The following is a 1,470-nucleotide window of genomic DNA, read 5'->3' as shown; positions in this document are numbered from 1 at the left end:
GCTCGCGGCGATGCGCCGTGATCAGCACCGTGGGCCTTCCATCGAGCCGGCGCAGGTCCGAATTGACCGGTGGCGCACGGCGCGCTGCGACTTCGAGCAATGCATCGATCACCGTGTTTCCGGTGACCGCAATGCGTCCGGCCGCAATGGCTTCGTCCGTGAGGTTTTTTCGCGAGGTTTGCGTCGGCGCCAGATGCAGCGCTGCAATGCGCGAGACCATGGCCCGGTTCATTTCCTCGGGGAATGGATTGTAGGCGTCGCCGGTGCGCAATCCCGCCTCAAGATGGATGACCGGCACCTTCTGATAGAAGGCAGCGAGCGCTGCGGCAAAGCAGGTCGTGGTATCGCCCTGCACCAGCACCGCATCGGGCTGCTCGTCGGCAATCACCGCGGAAACCCCTTCGAGCGCCCGGCAGGTGATGCCCTGCAATTGCTGGCGCTCGGTGATGATATTGAGGTCGTGCGAGGGCACGATGCCGAACAGCTCGTTGACCTGGTCGAGCATCTGTCGGTGCTGGCCCGTCACTGCCACCACGGCCTCGAGATGGGCCGAATGGGCCATGGCTGAAATCAGCGGCGCGACCTTGATCGCCTCCGGCCGGGTTCCGTAAACAACAAGGATCTTGCGCACGACGATCATCCCCGCCCGCGCCGAAACTGGCGCAAGGCAAAAGCGTATCGGTACGCAAGAGGTTGGAAAGTAGCCCCTATTCCCTAGCTTGGGCCCGACGCGCGCGGCGCTGTTCCCACTTCCCTAAATCGCCTCAACTCTTTGGGTGGCACGGAGCCGCCGCGGCCCGCTGGGCGGCGTATGGATAGATACGTTAATAGTTCGTTAAGCCTAATCACAGGTGAACGGCTGGCCGAATACCCTATCAAACCCGCCGTGTCGGCTAAGCCGCGCGCCACGTGCGCGATAGGCCTTCCGGGCGCCTAAACCGGTCGAGTCAGTTCGCTTCTTGCCCAAGTGCATATGGTAAACGCCCTATTAATAAGAGGCGCGACTATGCTCGACGAACCGCTTCAGCCCCACAGCATCGACCACGCAACCCCCGCCTCGCTCGCAACGGCAAAGATCGGCAACCACTCCTATGCCGCCGCCGGCAAGCGAATGCTCGATGTGCTTCTGGTCCTTGTGGTCGGACCCTTCTTCCTGCCGCTCATCGCCGTTCTGGTGATCCTCGTGCGACGCGACGGCGGACCCGCCTTCTATCTTCAGCCACGCGTCGGGCGAGGGGGAACCACCTTCATGCTCTGGAAGCTGCGCACCATGGTGCCGAATGCCGAAGCGGCGCTCGAGGGCTATATCGCCGGCAATGCGGCGGCACGGGCAGAATGGAATGCGACGCAGAAACTGCGCCACGATCCGCGCCTGACGGCCATTGGCCCCTATCTCCGCCGCTACTCGCTCGACGAGCTGCCCCAGCTCTGGAATGTGCTGATCGGCGACATGAGCCTTGTCGGCCCGCG

2 protein-coding genes are annotated in these 1,470 nt (G+C 63.2%); one reads left to right on the top strand and one right to left on the bottom strand.

Annotation, left to right across the window (positions count from 1 at the left end):
- Window positions 1–640: non-hydrolyzing UDP-N-acetylglucosamine 2-epimerase (gene wecB, locus J0I64_RS08195; RefSeq protein ID WP_291407104.1), on the bottom strand; the 640-nt coding region annotated here is incomplete at its 3' end.
- A gap of 366 nt (window positions 641–1,006) precedes the next feature.
- Between wecB and J0I64_RS08190 the strand changes: the two genes are divergently transcribed.
- Window positions 1,007–1,470 (top strand): sugar transferase (locus J0I64_RS08190; RefSeq protein ID WP_291407103.1); only part of this gene is annotated, 464 nt, incomplete at its 3' end.

This window comes from Devosia sp., from assembly GCF_017307565.1.
Classification (GTDB): Bacteria; Pseudomonadota; Alphaproteobacteria; order Rhizobiales; family Devosiaceae; genus Devosia.
The sequence above is the reverse complement of the archived record's forward strand: the minus strand, read 5'-3'. Positions and strand labels throughout refer to the sequence as shown.